The organism is Amycolatopsis acididurans (genome assembly GCF_012328925.1).
GTDB classification, from domain to species: domain Bacteria; phylum Actinomycetota; class Actinomycetes; order Mycobacteriales; family Pseudonocardiaceae; genus Amycolatopsis_E; species Amycolatopsis_E acididurans.
The window spans coordinates 319,884-339,878 of record NZ_JAAXLS010000002.1 but is presented as its reverse complement, the minus strand read 5'-3'; the positions used below and the strand labels follow the sequence as shown (position 1 = coordinate 339,878).

Annotated in this window: 16 protein-coding genes; 12 read left to right on the top strand and 4 right to left on the bottom strand. The window is 69.5% G+C overall.

All coding sequences use genetic code 11. The annotated features are described in order from the left end of the window. Positions 1–10: 10 nt before the first annotated feature. From HFP15_RS05095 to HFP15_RS05085, 3 genes are all read left to right on the top strand, one after another. Complete coding sequence (locus HFP15_RS05095; protein WP_168511951.1) at positions 11–1,441, top strand: hypothetical protein; 1,431 nt, start codon at positions 11–13, stop codon at positions 1,439–1,441. A gap of 72 nt (positions 1,442–1,513) precedes the next feature. Then, positions 1,514–2,134, top strand: a complete 621-nt coding sequence (locus HFP15_RS05090) for a hypothetical protein (RefSeq protein WP_168511949.1) — start codon at positions 1,514–1,516, stop codon at positions 2,132–2,134. After that, positions 2,131–4,632: a pyruvate, phosphate dikinase gene (locus HFP15_RS05085; protein ID WP_168511947.1), complete on the top strand. Its 2,502-nt coding sequence runs from the start codon at positions 2,131–2,133 to the stop codon at positions 4,630–4,632. The genes HFP15_RS05090 and HFP15_RS05085 overlap by 4 nt, the downstream gene beginning before the upstream one ends. A gap of 232 nt (positions 4,633–4,864) precedes the next feature. On the opposite strand, the gene HFP15_RS05080 is transcribed toward HFP15_RS05085, so the two are convergent. Together HFP15_RS05080 and HFP15_RS05075 are read right to left on the bottom strand one after the other, a co-directional pair. Next, entirely contained in the window at positions 4,865–5,812 is a 948-nt protein-coding gene (locus tag HFP15_RS05080) for an HAD family hydrolase (protein ID WP_168511945.1), read from the bottom strand. 2 nt (positions 5,813–5,814) lie between these two features. After that, the gene (locus HFP15_RS05075) at positions 5,815–6,801 is read right to left on the bottom strand and encodes a DUF7064 domain-containing protein (RefSeq protein WP_168511943.1); all 987 of its coding nucleotides are present in this window, start codon (positions 6,799–6,801) and stop codon (positions 5,815–5,817) included. A 221-nt stretch (positions 6,802–7,022) separates the two neighbouring features. On the opposite strand from HFP15_RS05075, the gene HFP15_RS05070 reads away from it, so the two are divergent. From HFP15_RS05070 to HFP15_RS05035, 8 genes are read left to right on the top strand one after another with little or no spacing between them, the layout of a single operon-like run. After that, entirely contained in the window at positions 7,023–7,316 is a 294-nt protein-coding gene (locus tag HFP15_RS05070) for a EutN/CcmL family microcompartment protein (RefSeq protein WP_168511941.1), read from the top strand. A 32-nt stretch (positions 7,317–7,348) separates the two neighbouring features. Next, entirely contained in the window at positions 7,349–7,675 is a 327-nt protein-coding gene (locus HFP15_RS05065; protein ID WP_168511939.1) for a BMC domain-containing protein, read from the top strand. 8 nt (positions 7,676–7,683) lie between these two features. Beyond that, positions 7,684–9,072 carry an aldehyde dehydrogenase family protein gene (locus HFP15_RS05060; RefSeq protein WP_168511937.1) on the top strand — a complete coding sequence of 463 codons (1,389 nt, stop codon included), beginning with the start codon at positions 7,684–7,686 and terminating at the stop codon, positions 9,070–9,072. Continuing rightward, entirely contained in the window at positions 9,072–9,890 is an 819-nt protein-coding gene (gene eutJ / locus HFP15_RS05055; protein WP_246271381.1) for an ethanolamine utilization protein EutJ, read from the top strand. Before HFP15_RS05060 ends, eutJ begins: the two co-directional genes overlap by 1 nt. After that, positions 9,887–10,516, top strand: coding sequence for a BMC domain-containing protein (locus HFP15_RS05050; RefSeq protein ID WP_168511933.1), 630 nt, complete (start codon positions 9,887–9,889; stop codon positions 10,514–10,516). Before eutJ ends, HFP15_RS05050 begins: the two co-directional genes overlap by 4 nt. Continuing rightward, positions 10,513–11,784 (top strand): malate dehydrogenase, encoded by a 1,272-nt coding sequence (locus HFP15_RS05045; protein ID WP_168511931.1) that lies wholly within the window; start codon positions 10,513–10,515, stop codon positions 11,782–11,784. The genes HFP15_RS05050 and HFP15_RS05045 overlap by 4 nt, the downstream gene beginning before the upstream one ends. Then, a complete protein-coding gene (locus tag HFP15_RS05040; RefSeq protein WP_168511929.1) occupies positions 11,784–12,815 on the top strand; it encodes an alcohol dehydrogenase catalytic domain-containing protein in 1,032 nt (343 codons plus the stop codon). Before HFP15_RS05045 ends, HFP15_RS05040 begins: the two co-directional genes overlap by 1 nt. A gap of 17 nt (positions 12,816–12,832) precedes the next feature. Continuing rightward, positions 12,833–14,998 carry a helix-turn-helix domain-containing protein gene (locus tag HFP15_RS05035; RefSeq protein ID WP_168511927.1) on the top strand — a complete coding sequence of 722 codons (2,166 nt, stop codon included), beginning with the start codon at positions 12,833–12,835 and terminating at the stop codon, positions 14,996–14,998. Here the strand turns inward: HFP15_RS05035 and HFP15_RS05030 are convergent. Then, positions 14,995–15,300: a BMC domain-containing protein gene (locus tag HFP15_RS05030; RefSeq protein ID WP_168511925.1), complete on the bottom strand. Its 306-nt coding sequence runs from the start codon at positions 15,298–15,300 to the stop codon at positions 14,995–14,997. The genes HFP15_RS05035 and HFP15_RS05030 overlap by 4 nt on opposite strands. A 188-nt stretch (positions 15,301–15,488) precedes the next feature. Beyond that, the gene (locus HFP15_RS05025; RefSeq protein WP_168511923.1) at positions 15,489–16,670 is read right to left on the bottom strand and encodes a hypothetical protein; all 1,182 of its coding nucleotides are present in this window, start codon (positions 16,668–16,670) and stop codon (positions 15,489–15,491) included. A 557-nt stretch (positions 16,671–17,227) separates the two neighbouring features. Between HFP15_RS05025 and HFP15_RS05020 the strand changes: the two genes are divergently transcribed. Then, positions 17,228–19,975 carry a DEAD/DEAH box helicase gene (locus HFP15_RS05020; protein WP_168511921.1) on the top strand — a complete coding sequence of 916 codons (2,748 nt, stop codon included), beginning with the start codon at positions 17,228–17,230 and terminating at the stop codon, positions 19,973–19,975. Positions 19,976–19,995: the final 20 nt, after the last annotated feature.

Genomic DNA, 19,995 nt, shown 5'->3' with positions numbered 1-19,995 from the left:
AGGAGCATCAATGACGATCACCGGTGACAGCAAGGCCACCTACAAACAGCGTTACGAGGACCTCGATGACGGACTTCGATTCCAGGAACTGACCTATACGGGCAACTTCGTGGGAATGGAACCCGTGACCGACGGGATCCTCGGCGACAAGATGATGCGCGCCAGGGCGAAGAGCAAAGTCCTCGAGCGAGTGTCCAAAGAGGATGTGCTGCGCGAGCAGTTCACCATCGACGAGCTCAACGATCTCAACAACTACCTCGCGTGGAACATCTGGGACGTGCTGGTCATGCGCGCCACCGAGGGCGTCTCGGGCATGATTCCGCGCCAGGAATACGAAATCCTGGCGTTCATGCACGAGTTCTACCGGTGGCCGGAGATCCTGCGCATGACCACCGACGAGGTCGGCGCACAGGGGATCATGGACATCGGCGCGACCGCACGGCGTGAGATCGGGACGAAGGTCAACGCGGTACACGATTGGTGCATCGGCGCGGTGGGCTTCGGCATGGGGCGTTGTGGCCTGCTGGCCCTGGAGGCCATCAAGCCGGACGAGTACATCGAGGAATCCAACGAGATCCTCAAGTTCATGCAGCGCATCCTGTGGGGCAAGCGGCAGGACGGCTACATCCTCAACTCACAGGACCGTTACCGCTGCCGCATTCACGAGGCGGACTTCCTCGAGCAGATCACCGCACAGATCGAGCCGTTGGAAGCTGGCAGCCCCGCGCACGGAGCCTTCACCCAGTTCAATGCGGCGGCCGAGTTGCTGTCGTTCCTCGACCACTACGACTGCCGGCTGGGCCTCGGCGACACCGGGCCCTACGAGCTCCCCGACGGGCGCCTTCTCATCCTGCGGGACCTGTTCGTCAACGAGGAGATCTTCCACTGGAGCGACGTCTGCGAGGACGAGAAGCTGCCCCACTGCTACACGCTCGCCCTGACGATCGATCCGGAGAAGATGGGCCTGCAGGAGATCCGGGTCAACGACATCTCCACCACCTTCACCCGCCCGAAGAACTACATCGAGGCGATCGTGGGCGGCGCGGTGTTCGCCCGGGAGAAGTGGAACACCCCCATGGGTGAGGTCTACCCGATCAAGATCGCGGATCTCGGCGATCACATGACGCGGGTGCAGAACGCCACGCTGAAGCTCTACTCGAAAACGTCGAAGATGTGCCGCCGGGACCTGATCTGGAACGGCCAGTACGTCTACTACATCGACATGATCCTGCCCCACCTGCGGCTCGCCGGCACATACGAGAAGGCATGCCGTGACTACGACCTGTGGGAAATCGATCAGCGGGTGGCGAACTACTACTACGACATCACCAAACGCGGTTTCGCGCAGGAAACGGTGCCCAGCAAGATCTTCTCGGGTGCCGGGTACCTGCCCTTCCCCGATGGTGCCGACCGGCGCCGTTCGAAGTACCGCTGGCTGTAGCCGTTCCCGCCCCGACGAACACCGGTCCGGGCGGCACGCGTGCTGCCGCCCGGACCCAGGAGAAGGACAGTTATGACCGTGGCCACTCTCGCCAAACCCGAGTACGACGTCCTCAATGTCGTCGCGCTGAAAAAAATGGCGTCCCCGCCGGTGATCGCGCGCGTGTGCGGGTGCGACACCGCGGACGCCGACGCGGCGCTCGCCCGGCTCGCCGAAGCCGGTCTCGTATTCGTGGCCGATGGGGCGGCCCTGCCCACAGACGAAGCGGAACCCGCCCTCGCCGAAGCGGCGAGCCGGTTCTACTCCGGCGTGCGGCAGGATCCGCTCGTCGCCTCGTTGATCGACCGGTTCGAAAACGTCAACGCCCAGTTCCTCAAGGCGATGTCGTCGTGGCAGGTGATCGAGGTCGGCGGGCGCAAGATCACCAACAATCACTCCGACTCCGCCTACGACGACAAGGTGATCTTCCGGCTGGGCCGGCTTGTCCAGCAGCTGCAGCCGCTGCTGAACGCGCTGGCCGAGCACGACCGCCGGTTCGTCACCTACCAGCACCGGTTCCTGGCCACCTCGCGCGCGATCGACGGCGGGCAGCACGACCTCGTATCCTCACCGACCGCGGACTCGATCCACAACATCTGGTTCGAATTCCACGAAGACCTGCTGCGCACGCTGGGCCGGGAACGCACCGAATGAACGGCGGGAACGACAGCGTGGCGGGCAGTCTGTTCACGCTCACCTTCGACGAGGCCGACCCGGAAGCGGTCGACCAGCTCGGCGGGAAGGGCGCGGGACTGGCGCGGATGACAAGGCAGGGACTGCGCGTTCCGCCTGGGTTCATCGTGTCCACGGAAGCCTGCCGCCAGTACCTGAAGTCGGAGACGATGCCCGCCGGCCTGCTCGAGGAGATCTCGGACAGGCTGGCCGGGCTCGAGACCCGGACCGCCAAGACCTTCGGCCGGGGACCTCGTCCGCTGTTGCTCTCGGTGCGCTCGGGTGCGCCGATCTCCATGCCGGGCATGATGGACACGGTGCTGAACCTCGGGCTCAGCCGGGAGTCCGCGGTGGCGCTGGCGACCGCCGCCGGCGACACCCGGTTCATGGCCGACCTGGTGGCCCGGTTCCACTCCATGTACGGCGAGATCGTGCTCGGCGCACTCGGCGACGAACAACCGCCGGACGAGGTCCTCTCGGTCCGCCAGGACGACGATCCCGGTGCGGCTTTCGACCGCGTGTGGTCGGCGTGTGCACACCGCCTGCTCGCCGACACCGGCGAAGAGGTGCCCGAGGATCCACGTGAGCAACTGGCGGGCGCGGTGCGGGCGGTTTTCGGGTCATGGAACACCAGCCGCGCGCGAACCTACCGGGAGTTCCACAAGATCCCGCACGATCTCGGTACCGCCGTGGTCGTGCAGTCGATGGTCTTCGGCAACATCAGCGACGACTCCGGTTCGGGCGTGGTGTTCACCCGGGATCCCGCCACTGGCGAGCCCGGCCTTTTCGGCGAGTACCTCGCCCACAGCCAGGGTGAGGACGTGGTCGCCGGCACGCGCACCCCGGATCCGGTGCGCGAGGCCCTGCCCGCACCTGTGCTGGCCGAACTCGAACAGACCGCCACCGCCCTGGAGGCGAACATCGGGGACGTGCTCGACATCGAGTTCACCGTCGAGCATTCGACGCTCTACCTGCTGCAGGTCCGCGGCGCGAAACGCACCCCGGACGCCGCGGTGCGGATCGCGTCGGACTTTCTCACCGAGGGAGTCGTACCGCCACGAAAGGTCCTCGCGCACGTGGCCGTCGAACACGTGCGCCAGGTCCAGCGCCCCGGTTTCGACGAGGCAGAGGTCGAACAGGCACGGGCCGGCGGCCGTCTGCTGACCACCGGCATCGGCGCCTGCCCCGGTCAGGTCAGCGGCGAGCTGGTGCTGGACTCCGACCGGGCCAAGCAACTGGCGGAGGCCGGGCACGACGTCGTACTCGCGCGCCCGGTGACCAGCCCGGCGGACCTGCACGGGATGATCGCCGCGCAGGGCATCGTCACCGCCACCGGAGGTTCCACCAGCCACGCCGCGGTCGTGGCGCGGGCACTGGGCAAGGTCTGCGTGGTCGGTGCCTCGGCACTGAAGGTCGATCTCGCCGCGCGCACCGTGGTGGCCGGTGGGCAGACGCTCCGGGAAGGCGACCACGTTTCGGTCGACGGCTCCTCCGGTGAGGTGTTCACCGGCTCGTTCGCGACCTCGGCCCCGACCGAGACCGGAAGCGCCCTGGAGTCGCTGATGTCGGCGGCGAGCGACCTGACCGCGGACTGTGCGATCTTCGGCAAGGTCACGCTGCCCGCCGATGTGCCCCGGGCCTTGTCGGCCGGGGCGACGGGCCTGGTCACGGCGCTGGACGACGTGCTCGCCGCATCCGGGCACCTGGATCGTCTCGTGCAGGCGCTGATGGACAGCCGCGACGCCGGCGCACCACACCTGGAGCCGGTCGCCGACGCGATCGCGGCCGAGGTCGCACCGCTGCTGCGCGAAGCCGGGGAGGTCGAGTTCGGGGTCCGGGCTATCGACTTCATCTCGGACGAGTCCCGCGAGCTCATGCAACAGACCGCGCTCACCACCCGGTATCCGTCACTGGCCGTTCCGCTCGGGATACCCGAATTGATCGAGGCGCAGATCGCCGGATTACGCCGAGCGATGAAAGACGCCGGTGGCACGGCGAGCGTGCACCTCGCGGTACGCCATATCTCGGATCCGGCCGAGGCCGCGGCCTTGCATGGGCTGCGCCCGCCGGCAGGGTCGGGGCTGACCGTCGGCGCCTACCTGACCAGCCCGCGTGCGCTGGCGAACTTCCGCGGCATCGCGGACGCCAGCAACCGGATCTGGCTGGAAATGCGGGTCCTGCAAGCCGCCATGTTCGGCATTCCCGCCCGGCAGCTGCTGACCGCGGAACCGCTGGACAGCTACGTCAAGCGGGGCCTGCTCACCACCGATCCACGGTCCACTGTGGACCCCTCGCTCGAGGATGCGCTCGGCCGCTGTATGACACAGGCGGGCGATTCCCCGATCGGCATCCGCCTGTCCGGCGCGGTGTCCGAGGAACTGGTGGCGGGCTTGCACGGCAAGGGATTCCGTCGTTTCGCCGTCGACGCGGACGAAACCCGGCCGCTCGTGCTGGCGCTCGCCAAGGCCGGTCTCGCGTAGCGGGAAATCCGAGGGCCCACCGGTGCACACCAACCGGTGGGCCCTTCGTTCTGCTCGCGAAACCGCTCGGCCGGATCGGCCCACGCGCGAGCGTCTTCGTTGCCCGGAGTGCAGACGGCGGGCCTGTGATGAGCCGCCTGCCAAATCCTGGCTGCTGTAACCCCTGGACCGGACGCCGGGCGCGAAAAAGGGGCTCGACGCCGAAGCGGCGCCGAGCCCCTACGCGGGCGCGTCACCCGCACACGCGGCGAATGGCCTCCACGAGCTCTGCCGACGGATCGCGGTGGTGGTGCCTGCCAGCGGATTGCGCGCGTACGGCGGCCCGGCGCCGCTCCCTTCGCGGCGCGACGGCGGGCTTGGTGCTCGTGCCGTCGCAGCCGCAACCGCACGAGCCCGGCGCGGCCGGAGCACCGCCACAGGACCCGGCAGGACCCAGCGCCGGAGCAACGGCGCAGGTCCCGACAGGGCCGGCCGCGGCCGCGTCACCGAGAAGATAGGCGGGCAGTTCCTGGGGCCACAGCGCGACGAACTCGGCACCGGCGGCAGTGAGCTCGTCGACGCCGTGCATGCCCCAGGCCACGCCCACGACTCGGATTCCGGCGTCGAGCGCGTCTCGTACGTCGCCCGCGGTATCGGTGACCAGCACCGTGCTTTCGCGATCCGGCGTGCGGGTATGCCCGGTTTCGTCGTAGTCCGCCGCGCAACGGCGCCCGAAGCCGTTGCCGCTGTCGGCGAGGAAGGCCGCGATCGCGGTGCGTTTGTCGGGCGTCACGTCGCCGCCGAAGACGTGCGCGAAACAGTAGGCCAGACCGTTGTCCACGAGGACGCGCCGCAGTACCTGCATGGCGTTGGACGACATCACGGCCAGCGTGCAGTGCCCGGCCAGGGTTCGTACGACGTCGGCCACTCCGGGAACGAGCGCGGGAGTGTAGTCCTCGCGCAGCGACGCCAGAAACGCGTCGGACACCTCGCTCGCTTGCCGCTCGTCCTGGCACAGTTCCCGGATCGAGGCGAACACATTGCCGCGGAAGAGGTCGAAGTACTTGTCCGGGCTGTCGACACCCAGTCCGAACCGGTCGTTGATCCGGGAGAAGATCTCCCACGACGCGACGCGCGTCTGGACGAGGGTGCCGTCCAGGTCGAAGATGACCGCGCGGGCCGGGGGTTTCCGGTCGCTCATGCTCAGAACCGGTTGTAGGCGGCGCCGAGTTCGCCGAGTCCGATGAAGTCCATGATCTCGCCGTACCCGGTCTGCCCGTTACAGGACCAGCGATGCAAGCAGTTGTGGCCGACGGTACCGGGCCAGGCCTGCCAGGGGAAGGTGGTCAGGGCGGCCCCGTTGAGGTCCCATGTGACGTCGTGGGTATCGGTGACGCGCAACTCGACTCGTTCGGGGTAGAACCCGGACCGCCACGCGGTGCCGCCGCCCGCTTTGAGTCCGCGGACCGTGCCGCGCTCGAGCACGTAACCGTGTGTGAGACTGAGCGGGCTCGGCGCGTCCGGTCCGTTCTCCGTGGTGAAGTCGAACAGCCCGTGAATGGCCAAGTCGGGGGAGAAGTGCGCGTGGAGCCAGCACAGGCGTGAGGTCTGCCGCTCGGCGCGGATGCCCCAGCTGTGGTCCATAGTGGATACACAGTCGATGGCAAGCCGCTTGCCGCGCAGCGACAGTTCACCCTCGACCTGGCCGGTCAGGTCGAAATGCCCGGCGTAGGCATGGCCCCAGGTGAGATCCATGTCGCGACGGGCGGCCAGCGGATCCTGGTCCGGGTCATTGATGTCGTAGGGCTCCATCAACGCGGTGAACCGGAAGCTGAGTTCCAGCTCCGCTGCTTCGTCCACATAGTCGACGTCCCAGATCTGGTTCGGCTTCGTGCAGTCGACGCGGAGACCGTTGGCCAGGTCGTAGTGCAGTAGGTCGCCCGGCCGGGGCAGCGCGAGGTGTTCCCAGGCGTCCCAGTAGTCGGCGGCCCACGGCATGGTGACTCGTTTGCTGTTGATGGAGACGGTCGACCCGGCGACGCCGAGCGGTTCCCGGAACAGGCCGTATACGCCGATGTTCACCGGCGCGTCGGTGTCCTGTCCGGCGTAGAGACCGAAGTAGTTCGTCTCCGCCCACAGGGGGTCGTCGCTGGTCGGGGGGTGGAATTGCGCGTCTTCGGGACGGATCACCGGTGAACCCTCCTGGCCTGATCTGCTTGGGGACACTGTTGTCCAGTATCACGAGCAGCGTCGCCGATGCCCGGGCGCGCTGCCAGGGAACGCCGGGACAGCGAGCATGGGGCACGTTGTCCCCCGGGGATAGCGCCGTGGCCGCCGTGGTCTCCTACCGTCCACCTCATCGGCGGCGCGCTCGGATCGCGCCGTCACCCGACCAACGGAGGTGACCGGGCATGCAGCTCGCCACGGTGCTCGGTCAGGTCGTCTCGACCGTGAAAGCGCCCGGGCTCGAACGCCACACGCTGCTGCTGGTGCGGGATGCCGTCGACGCTGATTGCGAGCACCCGCAAGGTGCGGTCTACGTCGCGATGGACCTCATCGGTGCGGGCACCGGCGAGGTCGTGCTCGTCGCGCGAGGGAGCGCGGCGCGCGTCGCGGCGGGCACCGAGGTGCCGACCGACCGGGCCGTTGTGGGCATCGTCGATTCGGTCATCCACAAAGGACACGTCACGTACCAGAAGGCGTGACGGCAATCAACACCGAAACCAGGAGGAACAGCATGGCTACGACGACCGGTGGTGCCAATGGGGCGCCCGCGCTGCGCGGAGCGCTCGGCCTGATCGAGACCAAGGGGCTCGTCGGCGCGATCGAGGCGGCCGACGCGATGGTGAAGGCGGCCAACGTCCAGATTCTGGGCCACCGCGAGATCGGCGGCGGACTCGTCACGGTCATGGTGCGTGGTGACGTCGGCGCGGTGAAGGCCGCGACCGACGCGGGTGCGGTGGCGGCCGACAAGGCCGGCGAGGTCGTGTCGGTGCATGTGATTCCGCGGCCGCACGAGGAGACCGAGGGGATCCTGGCGGTCCTGACACGTCCCAAGGCTTGAGGTAGGTCATGACCGCGACGCTTGACGCCGACCTGGCGGGGCTGGCGGACGTCCGGGCGAAGGCCCGCGCCGCCCGGCAGGCCTTTGATCGGCTGGAAGGAACGGACCAGGAGACCCTGGACCGGTATGTCCGTGCGATGGCGCTGGCCGGCACGAAGGCGGCCGAGGAACTCGCCCGCCTCGCCGTCGACGAGACCGGATACGGCGTGTACGAGCACAAGATCCAGAAGAACCGGTACAACACGGGGTTCGTCGCGCGCTGGATGCTCGAGCGGCGCGCGGTGGGGGTGCTGTGGGTCGACGAGCAGTCGCGGGTGACCGCGGTCGGCGCGCCGATGGGCGTGATCGCCGGCATCATCCCGGTCACCAACCCCACCTCGACGACCCTGTTCAAAAGCCTGGCCGCGGTGAAGTCCGGCAACGCCGTCGTGCACGCGCCCCATCCACGTGCGGCGCGTTGCACACTGCGGGCCGCCGAGATCATGGCCGAAGCCGCCGTGTCCGCCGGCGCTCCGGAGGGTCTGGTGTCCTGTTTGGAGGCGCCCACCCTGCCGGCGACACAGGAGCTGATGAGCCGTGACGAGATCGCCGTCGTCCTCGCGACCGGCGGGCCGGGCATGGTGCGCGCCGCGTACTCCAGCGGCAAGCCCACGATCGCGGTCGGTGCCGGCAACGTCCCGGCCTACGTCGGGGCGAGTGTGGCCGACCCGGGTGAGGCCGCAGAGATGATCATCACGTCGAAATCGTTCGACAACGGCACGGCCTGCGTCGCCGAGCAGTCGGTCGTCGTGGCCGACGCCGTGGCACCGACGTTCCTACGGGAATTCGAGGCCCGTGGCGCGTACCGGATGGGCAAGGACCAGCAGGCCGCCCTCGCCCGGGTGCTGTTCGACGAGCGTGGCGGGCTGCGGCCCGCGGCTGTCGGGCAGTCCGCGACGCGGCTGGCCGAGCTGTCCGGCTTCGCCGTCCCGTCGGGGACCAGGGTGCTGGCCGCCGAGCTGGACGCCGTCGGTCCGGACGTGCTGCTGTCACGGGAAATCCTCGGCCCGGTGCTGTCGGTCTACCGCACTCGTGACGCCGTGGCGGGACGGGAGCGATGCCGGGAGATTCTGGCGCTGGGCGGGGAGGGCCACACCTGCGCGGTGCACGCGCAGGACCCCGAGGAGATCGCGCTGTTCGGCACGCTCCGGGCAGGCCGGATTGTGATCAACACGCCTGCGCTGTTCGGCGGGATGGGCTATTCCACGGACGTGGACCCGTCCTTCCAGCTGGGCACGGGCACGTGGAGCGGTTCCATCTGCTCGGACAATGTGACCCCGCTGCACCTGATCAACATCAAGCGCATCGCGCACGAGGTGCGGCCATGGCGCACCGTATACGACCCGGTGGAGCTGTGATGCCTGTGCTGACCGGGAAATCGGCCGAGCTGCTGGAGCTGGCGGCGCGGCGCGTCGGGGAGCCACCGGCGGAGATCGACACCGCGTCGCTGCGCGTCGGGGTCGATCTCGGGACGGCCAGTTGCGTGCTGGTCGTGCTGGACGGCCAGGATCGGCCGGTCTGGATCGACAGCTATCCCTCCGGCGCGCTGCGGGACGGCGTGGTGGTCGACTTCGCCCGCGCTACGAACACCGTGCGCATGCTCAAGCAGCGCGCCGAGGAGACCCTGGGTATCTCGCTGACCACCACGGCGACGGCCTACCCGCCGTGCATCCCGGTCAAGGACGCGCGCGCCTGCACCTACGTATGTGAGGCGGCGGGATTCGACGACGCGGTACTGGTGGACGAGGTCAGTGCCGCGCAGCGGACTCTCGAAGTCGTCGACGGCGTCGTGGTCGACGTCGGTGGCGGCTCCACCGGGGTAGGCGTGTTCCGGGGCGGGCGGCTGGAAGCCCTGGACGACCGCGCCGGCGGCGGGCATCACCTCGACCTGATGCTGGCGGGCGCGCTCGGGATCAGCGCCGAGCAGGCCGAGGTGTACAAGCGCGAACGGCAGGCGGAGGCGTTGCCGATCCTGGTCCCCGGCCTGCAGCGCATCGCCGAGTCGGTGCGGCGCATGACCGTGGGCGCCGACGACCTGCCGCTGCACCTCGCCGGGGGCGCCCTGATGATCGCCGGTGCGGGTGGCGTGCTGGCCAAGTACCTGGAAAGGCCCGTGATGACGTATCCGCACGCCCTGCTGATCACACCGCTGGGGATCGCGAGGTCGGCGGCATGAGCGGACCCACGCTGCGTACCTACGCCTTCGTCGACCGGATGCAGCCGCAGTGCGCGGCCCACATCGCGGCGACCAGCCCTGGCGACGTGCCGCTGGCCGGCATGGCGGAGCTCTACATCGAGATGGCGCCGGGCAACGAGGTTTTCCGCGCAGCCGACATCGCCCTGAAGGCGGCGGGCGTGCGACCCGCCCTGCAGATCATCGAACGCGAGTTCGGGCTGCTGGAGATCCACTCCGAACAGCAGGCCGAGGTGCTGGCCTCGGGACAGGCGATTCTCGAAGAGCTGGGCATGACCGAAGCCGACCGGATCAAGCCCGCCATCGCCTCGACCCAGTTCATCACCAACGTGCATCCCTATCAGGCGCAGCTGCTCAACAAGTGGCGCAAGGGCAGCATGCTGTTGCCGGGGCAGAGCCTGTTCGTCATGGAGGTCGCCCCGGCCGCCTACATCTCCATCGCGGCCAACGAGGCCGAGAAGGCCGCCGACATCACCGTCATCGAACTCCGTGCGGTCGGCCGGTTCGGGCGCATGTTCCTCGCCGGTTCCGAGAGCGAGGTCCAGACCGCCCGCGACGCCGCGGTCGCCGCGCTGGAGGACATGCATGGACGGGAGGACAAGCGATGAAGGTCTGGGCAGCCGGCGACATCGACGCCGCCGGCGACACGAAGACGCTGCTGGTCGACCCGAAAGACCTGGTCACCCCACTGGCCAGGGAACGCGCCCGGGAACTGGGCATCGACATCGTCACCGCCGGAGCGACCCCGACCCCTCCGGCGGTGACGACCCCCACCCGCGCGGCGGTGACCACCGCATCACCGGTGGCGGTACCCGGCACGCCGAAGCCGGTCCCGCGGGAAGCAGCCGGTGGACCGGTGCGCAGTATGCGGCCGCCCTCGGGGGCGCTTTACCGGCGCGGTGCCCCGCTGCCCAGCGCGATCACTTCCAGCGGGCGGGGCGGCGCGGGGCGGGTGGTCGTCATCGGGGCCGGCCACGTCGGCATGATCACGGCGCTGCGGCTGGCCGATGCCGACCTCTTCGACGAGGTGGTACTGGTCGACATCGACGAGGGCCGCGCCGCCGGTGTCGCGCTCGACCTCACCCACACCGCCGCCCTCGGCGGGTTCGCCACCCGGGTCCGGGGCACAGGTTCGGTCGAGGACGCGGGCCCCGCGGACTACGTGGTGATCACGGCGGGCCGTGCCCGCCAGCCCGGGATGAGCCGTTCCGACCTGGTCAGCACCAATGCGGCGATCGTCGGCGATCTGGCCGGGCGCGTCGCCGCCGTCTCACCGCACGCGGTGATCGTGGTCGTGACCAATCCACTGGACGAGATGACCCACCACGCGTGGCAGGCCTCGGGCTTTCCGCCAGAACGGGTGGTGGGGATGGCGGGGGTGCTCGACACCGCCCGCTTCCAGGCACTGGCCTCGCTCGCCGGAGGCGGCCGTGCGGACCGCATCGACGCGGTCGCGCTGGGCAGCCACGGCGAGGAGATGGTCATTCCGCTGTCCCAGGCGACCAGCAGCGGGCGGCCGCTGACCGAACTGATCGACAAGACCACGCTGGAGGCCGTCGTCGACCGGGCTCGGGGATCGGGCGCGGAGGTGGTCGGGCTGCTCAAGAGCGGAAGTGCGTTCATGGCGCCGGGCACGTCCGCGGCCGGCATGGTGCTGGCCATGGCACGCGACCGTGGCCAGATCATGCCCGCCGCCGTGCTGGCCGACGGCAGCTACGGTATCCGCGACGTGTACATCGGGCTGCCCGCGCGGCTCGGCCGCGGCGGTGTGCGGGAAATCGTCGAGCTGGACCTGCGGCCGGACGAACTGCGGGCCCTGCGACAGGCCGCGGACCGGATCAAGGAGCGCCTGTCCCAGCTGGCCGCGGTGTCGTGATGAAGGCCGTCGTGTTCGCGGGGGAAGGCAAGGTCCGGCTCACGGACGTGCCCGAACCCGGATTGCGGGCACCCACCGACGCGATCGTGCGTGTCGAGCGCGCCGCCATCTGCGGGACCGACCTGCATTCCGTTGCCCATCCGGCGAATCTGCCGCGGGGTTTCGTCCTGGGACACGAGTTCGCCGGGCGGATCGTCGAGCTCGGGGACGCCGTGCGAGGCCACCGCCGGGGCGATCGGGTGGTGGGCGCCGACTTCACCGCCTGCGGCATGTGCTGGTGGTGCCGGCACGGTGACCACTGGGAATGTGCGGAACGCCGGTTTTTCGGCACCGGGTCGGCGTTCGGTCCGCCCCTGCCTGGCGCCCAGGCCGAACTGGTCCTGGTGCCCTTCGCCGACACCGTCCTGCGGCCGGTACCCGCCGACGTGAGCCTCGACGCGGCCGTCTTCTTCGGCGACACGCTGGCCACCGCGCATGTGGCGATCCAGCGCGCGGAGCTACGGCCCGGCGACAGCGTGGCGATCATCGGTGGGGGACCGGTGGGCCAGCTGACGAGTCTGGTCGCCCAGGCCTGCGGCGCCGGCGTCGTGATCCTCGTCGAGCCGGTCGAATCGCGGCGGCAGGCGGCCGCGAGGGAAGGGGCCCTCACCGCGGCGCCCGAGGGCGCGCGGGACGTGGTCGACCAGGTCACGGACGGGCGCGGCGCCGATGCCGCGATCGATGCGATCGGCGGAGGGACCGGCCTGGACACCGCGTTCGGTTTGGTCCGGCGGCGCGGCACGGTGGTCTCGGCCGGGGTGCACACCGGCGCCTGGTCACTACCCGCCGACCGCGCGTTCGCGGACGAGCTGAGCCTGCGTTTCGCCATCGGCGACCTCATGCGGCACGGCGACGAACTCGTCGGGCTGGTCCGCTCCGGAGCGGTGGATCCGGCGGTGGTGGCCTCCGAAACCGTGGCGCTCGATGAGGCTCCGGAAGCATACCGGCGGATGGCCGAACGCCGTACGCTGAAGTCGTTGATCAGGCTGTAGCGCCCGGAGGAGCGGCAATGACGCCGTCACAAACCCACGCGGTCGATCGGAAGCGCTTCGAGCCCGCCGCAGGCGGCGAGCTCGAAGCGCTGCCGTCGCGCATTCCGGACACCGCCACGTGCGCGGCCAGAAGCCTGGCCGCAGCGGCGACCCGGGCGCTGGGCGCCGACGCCACAGTGCTGTCCCGCGACACCGGATCCGCGACCGTGCTGGCCGGCCCCCCGATCGCCGCGAGCACGGCCGCGAACAGTGTCTGTGTCGGCCCCATCGAGGTGCGGTGGCCGGACCGGATCGACCCGCCGGCGGCCGTATGGCGTCAGCTCCAGCAGGGCTGCTCGTGGGTGGCCATCGCCCTGGACCGCGACGACGCACGCGAGAGGGCGGAGCGGGCAGCGAAGGAAACCGAGGTTCTGCGTGACGTCGTAGCCAAACTGCTGACCGTGCGTGACCTGGACCAGGTGCTTTTGTCCATCGCCGACCGCACGCTGCACCTGCTCGACTCCGACCTCTGCGGGGTGCTGCTGGTCGAAGGCGACCAGGTCGCGATGCGTTCGTGCGTCGGCAACCGGGCGGTCGAGACCGCGCGCCTGCGCATGCGCCGAGGACAAGGCGTCGCCGGGCTGGTGTTCCTCACCGGCGAACCGGCCAAAGTGGACAACTACCTCGAAGACGAGACGATCAGCGACGACTTCATGTTCCTCGCCGAGAAGGAGGAGACCCTCTCCGCGCTCGCCGTCCCGCTGCGCCTGCACGGCGAGCTGATCGGCGTGCTCGAAGTGTGGCGCCGCCGCCCCTCGGTGTTCACCGAGCAGCACGTGCGCCGCATGGTGACGCTCGCCGATTTCGCGACCATTGCGATCGACAACGCGCGGCTGCACGATCAGCAGGCCGCGGCGGTCGCGCAAATGAAACGAACCCGTGATGCGCTGGAACAGCAGGTCGCGTTGCTCGCGCAGTCGTCGAACCTGCAGCAGAAGCTGCTGGAGACCGTGCTGGCCGGCGTCGGACTGCCCGCGATCGCGCGCACTGTCGCCACCGAACTCGGGTGCCGCATCGGGATTTATGGTCCGGAGGGGAGCCTGATCGCTTCGTGTGGTGGGCGAACGATGGCCGGGAAGCTCCCGGCTGCCATGCCGACGAGGACCCGGCCCGGCCGGCATACGGTCTCACTGACTGACGGCGACTCGGCCACCGCGTGGCTTCAGCCGATCTACGCCGACGGGGACCAGGTGGGATCTGTCGCATTGCTTCCGGAGGAACACTCCGCGGAGATGATGGACGTCGTCGCCGGCGAGGTCGCCATGGCCTGCTCGCTCACGCTGCTGCGCGAGCACGCCGCGAGCCGCGCCCGGGCCGAGGAGCTGGAACAGGTCCTGTGGGATCTGCTCCAGGGACCGGTCGAGCACCGCATCGCCGCCCGCGCCCGCGCCAAACAACTCAACGTCACGCTGCGGGGCGATCTCCGGGTGGTCTACGGACGCCTGGACAATCTCGAGGAGATCGCGGCCGAAAACGGCTGGGACACCTCGCAGACGGACCGGCTGCGGCGCGAGGTGCTCCGGGAGCTGCGTGGACTGGACGCTTACCGCGGCGTGTCGTTGTCCGCCCTGCGGGGCGACCTCGTGACCGCGGTCGTCGTCAGCGGCGACCGCGCGGCGATCAAGGACCTGGTCAGCGAGCTGTCCGCCGCGATGCGCAGGCAGTGGCCGCAGCTGCAGGTCAGCTGGGGCGTGAGCCGCGCCCACGCCGACGTGGTGGATCTGCCCAGTGCGCTCAACGAGGCCAAGACCGCGCTCTCAGCCGCGCGCCGCCTCGGCGGTGAAAACGTGTTTCTCTACGAGGAGCTGGGCATAGTCCGGCTGTTGCTCGGCTCCGGCGACGACCCGGATCTGCAGACCTTCGTCGACGAGGTGACCGGCCCCTTGGTGGCCTACGACCGGGAGAACGGCGGCGCCCTGGTGCGAACGTTGCGCGCGTTCTTCGCCGCCGACTGCTCGCAACGGATCGCCGCCGAGCGGCTGTTCATTCACTACAAGACGCTGCGCTACCGGCTCGAGCAGATCAAGCAGCTCACCGGGCTCGACCTGGCGCGCCACGAAGACCGCATGCGTGCCGACTTCGCGTTGCGGCTGCTCCAGGTGACCCGGCCCGATGAGGAGGATGCCGGCGTCGCCGGCCGCTAACCGTTCGGCGGTGTGACGGCCTGCCCGACGACGTCCTCGGTTTCGTTGTGCGGCCGCGGGATGACGTGGGAGGCATACAGTTCGCCAACCCGCGACGCGGCCGCGGTGCCCGCGTCCACGGCGGCCTTGACCGCGCCCACGTCGCCGCGCACCAGGACCGAAACCTGCCCGTTCCGCAACGTCCGGTACCCCTCGAGTTCGACGTTCGCCGCCTTGACCATCGCGTCGGCCGCTTCGATCGCGCCCACCAGACCCTTGGTCTCGACGAAACCCAACGCACCTGACCGCGCAGTGCCTGCCATAACCACTCCTTGGGACAGCCGGAAGAATCTTGTCGATACCGACCTTAGGGACGACCCGCGCGAGCGGCGTTGTCATCGCGGGACAACACCTGCGGTGGCGTTTATCCGAATCGTTGTCGCGGTTACCCGACGCGGCGGGTAGCACGGTCAGTGCCGCACCGCCCGCCGCGCCCTTCATCGACGCTCGGTTACCGGTGGCTGCCGGCGGCCCGACGGGTGGTCAGGTAGCCGCCGAAGGCGACGGAGTGCCACAGTACGATCAAGATGGTCCAGTCCATCCACAGCAGCGGGTTACCGCCGTAACTGCCCTCCGTCGCCGGAAAATGCAGCGCGGTGGTCGCGAAGAAGCGCATGAACACGAGATAGCTCGCGATGGCCGCTACCGCCACGACCACAGTCCGGACGATTCGTGCGACGACAGTCGACGTAAGCCTCGACGGGCCGAAGACCAGCCCGACGATCAAGGACCACAGGCTGAAACAGACGCCCAGTTCGGCGGTCTCCAGATCCAGCGCGAACGTCGCACCACCCTTGACGGTGCCCGGCACGATGACCTGCAGCAGCGCCCGCAACACGAGCATGAGCAGGTAGCCGCCGCCGAGGGTGACCACGAGCGCGGTGAGCGCACGAAGATGCTTGCTGGCCACCGCACCCCACGGCCAGTTGCCCCACTGCATCGCCGCGACGATGACGATGACGATGCTGGAATAGACCCAGCCGGCGGTGGTCGGCAGCCCCACCGGCGCGCTCGCGGCCAGGTGTGCGTTGAAGTTGGGGTAGACCAGAGCGACGACCCCCACCACCGTGACGAAGGCTGCCGCGAACCACTGGGCGACACTGGCCAGCGGGGCGGTGAGCGACTCGAACGGGTAGCCGCCAAGGCTGGCGGACGCGAACGCGTAGGCGTAGAACCCGATGAGCACGATGAACGCCGCCGCGAGATAGCCCGCACCGCCGGGTGCGGCCGCCGAGAAAGTCGGGTCCCAATGGCCGACCCCACTCGTGAACAGCGCGGTTCCCGCGACGCCGATGACGAGGTTGGCCACGACCTGGCAGATTCCGGCGATCGGCTGCCGGAGCTTGCTGAACGGCCAGTTCCCGAAGGTGAAGCCGGTGAAGATGTGCCCGAAGATCGTCCAGAACAGCAGACAGCTGACAATGGCGCTCTTGCGGGCCTGGTCGTCCGCGGTGCCGGCACGCGCACCGAGCACACTCCACTTCGGATCGCCGATCAGCCACCACGTCAGTACCGACACCGCGAAAATGCCGACGGTGGCGACGACCGGTGTGCCCCGACCGAAGCGCGGTACCCTGAGTTCTTCCTCGGCAGGCGGTGCGGTGATCTCGGCCCTGTCCTCTGACGTCGTCATGTTGCCTCCTCACCGGATGGAGCCGACCTGGCGTCGAGCCCGTGATCACCCGGCTCCGGCGAAGCTAAGCGGTGTGACCGGCGCCACCTATAGCTGTCGAAGACAGCTTCACGCCGCGGCGCTATCTGACCGCGACAAGCGGCGTGGTTCCGTTTCGGCGAAAGAATCCCCGGCCCAGACCTCACCGTTCAACGGAGTGGTGCCGCGCCGGTTGACGAGCCGGGTCGTGTTCCGGGGTCGGCCCCTATGCGGTTGCGGTGCCGTGGTCCATGACCTGCCGGAGGGTGTTGAGCACGTCCAGCAGGCGCGGTCCCATTCCTGAGGGCGGAATCGTCCTGTCGGTGGGGGAGGCGCGACCCTTGTGCGTCTCAACCCACCTCATGGTGCGTATCACCCGTTCGGCGTAGCGCCGGGCGAAGCGCTCGGCTGCGCCGGAAGGCACCCGAAGACGATCTTCGGCGAGCCCGGCGTGTGACCGTGCCCGGCCTGCTGTCGTCCCAGGGTGATCCGGGGACCACGGTGTGCGAGCCGGCCGGCCGATATGACACCCTGATTGAGTGGCCGCTAGCCCTTCTCGTTCCCCGGCCGAGGCCTTTCAGGCTGCTCGGCGCCGGGGGAAGTATCCCCAGCTGACCCGTTTCGCGGCCGAGGCCGCGTTCGAGTTCGACGACTTCCAGGTGCGCGGCTGCGAGGCGCTGGAGGGCGGGCACGGCGTCCTCGTGTGCGCCCCGACCGGCGCCGGCAAGACCGTCGTCGGCGAGTTCGCCGTGCACCTCGCGCTGGCCGAGGGCCGCAAGTGCTTCTACACGACCCCGATCAAGGCCCTGTCGAACCAGAAGTACAACGACCTCGTCGACCGCTACGGCACCGGCGCGGTCGGCCTGCTCACCGGCGACACCGCGATCAACGGCAACGCGCAGGTGGTCGTGATGACCACCGAGGTGCTGCGGAACATGCTGTACGCGGGTTCCTCCGCGCTGACCGACCTCGGCTACGTGGTGATGGACGAGATCCACTACCTGGCCGACCGGTTCCGCGGCGCCGTGTGGGAGGAGGTGATCCTGCACCTGCCCGAGTACGTCCGCGTCGTCGGCCTGTCCGCGACGGTCAGCAACGCCGAGGAGTTCGGCGAATGGCTCGTCGAGGTGCGGGGCGACACCACCGTCGTGGTCGACGAGCACCGCCCCGTCCCGTTGTGGCAGCACATGCTGGTCGGCAACCGGATGCTGGACCTCTTCGCCGACGAGGACGGCTCCACCCGGATGAATCCCGGCCTGCTGCGGCGGGTCGAGGAGGTCGGCAGGATGCACGCGCCCGCCGCACTGCGCGGGCAGCGGAACCGGGGCAGGCAGCAGTTTCGCGGCCCCCGGTTCCGGCCACCGTCGCGTGTGGACATCACCACCCGGCTCGACGCGGCGGGCCTGCTGCCCGCGATCGTGTTCATCTTCTCCCGGGCAGGCTGTGACGCGGCGGTCGCGCAGTGCACGCGCGCCGGTTTGCACCTCAACACGCCCGACGAAGCGGCCGAGGTACGCCGCATCATCCACGAGCACACCACCGACCTGCCCGAAGGCGATCTTGCCGTGCTGGGCTACTGGGAATGGCGTGAGGCGCTGGAAAGCGGCGTCGCGGCCCACCACGCGGGGCTGCTGCCCGCGTTCAAGGAAACGGTCGAGGAACTGTTCGTCCGCGGCCTGGTGAAGGTCGTGTTCGCGACCGAAACCCTCGCGCTGGGCATCAACATGCCCGCGCGCACGGTGGTGCTCGAGCGGCTGGTCAAGTACAACGGCGAGGCCCATGTGGACCTCACGCCGGGCGAGTACACCCAGCTGACCGGCCGTGCGGGCCGCCGCGGCATCGACATCGAGGGGCACGCGGTCGTCGTCTGGCAGCCCGGGGTGGATCCCAAGCAGGTCGCGGGCCTGGCCTCCACGCGGACCTACCCGCTGCGCTCGTCGTTCCGGCCCGGCTACAACATGGCGATCAACCTGGTCGCGCAGCTCGGCCCGGAGAAGGCGCGCGAGCTGCTGGAGCAGTCCTTCGCGCAGTTCCAGGCGGACCGTTCGGTGGTGAGCGTGTCCCGGCGGATCGAGAAGAACAAGGACGCGCTCGCCGGATACGCCGAGGCGATCACCGGGGACTTCGACGACATGCTGTCCTACGTCGAGCTGCGCAAGCAGATCTCCGACCGGGAGAAAGCGCTGTCCCGGCAGAACAGCTCGGCGCGCCGCGCGCAGACCGCGGAGTCGCTGGAGAAACTGCGCAAGGGCGACGTGATCGCGGTGCCCTCCGGGCGCCGTGCGGGCCTGGCCGTCGTGATCGACCCCGGCCTCGACCCGATCCGCGAGCCGAGGCCCATGGTGGTGACCGAGGACCGGTGGTCCGGACCACTGTCGCTGTCGGACTTTCCCGCGCCGGTCGAAGCGCTCGGCCAGATCCGGCTGCCCAAGCATGTGGAGCTGCGCTCGCCCAAAACGCGCCGGGACATCGCCTCCAGTCTGCGCAATTCGGGGATCTCGCTGCCTTCGCGGCAGAAACGGCGCTCGGGGGCCGCGGACGACGCCGAACTGCTGGCGTTGCGCAAGCAGCTGCGCGCGCATCCCTGCCACGGGCTCGCCGAGCGCGAGGCGAACCTGCGCTGGGTGGAGCGTTACCAGCGGCTGGCCGAGGAAACCCAGAAACTGGAACGGAAAGTCGCGGCCACCACCCATTCGCTGGCGCGGGCGTTCGACCGGATCCGGGACCTGCTCGACGAGCGCGGCTACCTCGGCAAGGGCGAGAACCGGGTGACCGAGCACGGCGCGATCCTGGCCCGGCTCTACAGCGAGTCGGATCTGCTGGCCGCCGAATGCATCCGGCACCGGGTGTGGGAGGGCCTGAATCCGGCGGAACTGGCCGCGGTCGTGTCCACGCTGGTGTTCGAGGCGCGGCGTGATTCGGCGGGCGAGCCGCGGCTGCCCTCGGGCGCGGTGCCGCGCGCCTGGCAGGACACCGCGCGCCTGTGGGCCGAGCTGGCCGAGGACGAGCGCCGGTTCCGGCTCGACCGCACCCGGGAGCCCGACGCCGGGTTCGCGTGGCCGGTCTACCGCTGGGCGCGGGGCGAGTCGCTGGAACAGGTGCTGACCACGGCCGAGGCCAACGGACAGGAGCTGTCCGCGGGCGATTTCGTGCGCTGGGCCCGCCAGGTGATCGATCTGCTGGACCAGATCCGCGCCGTGCTGGGCAAGGAACACCAGGTCGGTGCGGCCGCCGCGAAGGCGGTCAAGGCGTTGCGGCGTGGTGTCGTGGCGGCCGGGGCGGAGTAGCCTTTCAGGGCGCGGACGTG

Excerpts from the sequence above, each read along its gene's own strand:
- HFP15_RS05095 (WP_168511951.1), top strand. The coding sequence starts at position 11 with ATGACGATCACCGGTGACAGCAAGGCCACCTACAAACAGCGTTACGAG.
- HFP15_RS05090 (WP_168511949.1), top strand. The coding sequence starts at position 1,514 with ATGACCGTGGCCACTCTCGCCAAACCCGAGTACGACGTCCTCAATGTC.
- HFP15_RS05085 (WP_168511947.1), top strand. The coding sequence starts at position 2,131 with ATGAACGGCGGGAACGACAGCGTGGCGGGCAGTCTGTTCACGCTCACC.
- HFP15_RS05080 (WP_168511945.1), bottom strand. The coding sequence starts at position 5,812 with ATGAGCGACCGGAAACCCCCGGCCCGCGCGGTCATCTTCGACCTGGAC.
- HFP15_RS05070 (WP_168511941.1), top strand. The coding sequence starts at position 7,023 with ATGCAGCTCGCCACGGTGCTCGGTCAGGTCGTCTCGACCGTGAAAGCG.
- HFP15_RS05065 (WP_168511939.1), top strand. The coding sequence starts at position 7,349 with ATGGCTACGACGACCGGTGGTGCCAATGGGGCGCCCGCGCTGCGCGGA.
- HFP15_RS05060 (WP_168511937.1), top strand. The coding sequence starts at position 7,684 with ATGACCGCGACGCTTGACGCCGACCTGGCGGGGCTGGCGGACGTCCGG.
- eutJ (WP_246271381.1), top strand. The coding sequence starts at position 9,072 with ATGCCTGTGCTGACCGGGAAATCGGCCGAGCTGCTGGAGCTGGCGGCG.
- HFP15_RS05050 (WP_168511933.1), top strand. The coding sequence starts at position 9,887 with ATGAGCGGACCCACGCTGCGTACCTACGCCTTCGTCGACCGGATGCAG.
- HFP15_RS05045 (WP_168511931.1), top strand. The coding sequence starts at position 10,513 with ATGAAGGTCTGGGCAGCCGGCGACATCGACGCCGCCGGCGACACGAAG.
- HFP15_RS05040 (WP_168511929.1), top strand. The coding sequence starts at position 11,784 with ATGAAGGCCGTCGTGTTCGCGGGGGAAGGCAAGGTCCGGCTCACGGAC.
- HFP15_RS05035 (WP_168511927.1), top strand. The coding sequence starts at position 12,833 with ATGACGCCGTCACAAACCCACGCGGTCGATCGGAAGCGCTTCGAGCCC.
- HFP15_RS05030 (WP_168511925.1), bottom strand. The coding sequence starts at position 15,300 with ATGGCAGGCACTGCGCGGTCAGGTGCGTTGGGTTTCGTCGAGACCAAG.
- HFP15_RS05025 (WP_168511923.1), bottom strand. The coding sequence starts at position 16,670 with ATGACGACGTCAGAGGACAGGGCCGAGATCACCGCACCGCCTGCCGAG.